Raw genomic sequence first — 302 nt, forward strand, 5'->3', positions numbered from 1 at the left:
TCGACACCAGCACCAGCCCCGCCGTGTCGGCCGGATATTGCGCCGCGAACACCTGGGAATGGAGCCCGCCGATCGAATGGCCGACGAGGAGATACGGCCCCTTCTCGCCCGCGGCCGACAGGGCCGCATGCAAGTCGCGGGCGGCATCCCGGCTGGAGCGCGCCCCGGCCGGTGCCGGATCGCTCCCGCCGAGACCGGCACGATCATAGAGGCAGACCCGGGCAACCGGCGCCACCTGGTCCGCTATGCCCCGCCAGCCCGGATCCTCGGCGGGTGCCGTCCCCATGCCGGCGTCGATCACC

At 73.2% G+C, this 302-nt stretch carries 1 protein-coding gene; it reads right to left on the reverse strand.

Translation table 11 applies throughout. The features are described 5' to 3' along the window. Nucleotides 1–302, reverse strand: a 302-nt coding sequence (locus NLU14_RS21435) for an alpha/beta fold hydrolase (RefSeq protein ID WP_275710444.1), incomplete at both ends; no start/stop codon positions are given.

Origin of the sequence: Marinobacter iranensis, assembly GCF_029207565.1 — a bacterium.
Classification (GTDB): domain Bacteria; phylum Pseudomonadota; class Gammaproteobacteria; order Pseudomonadales; family Oleiphilaceae; genus Marinobacter; species Marinobacter iranensis.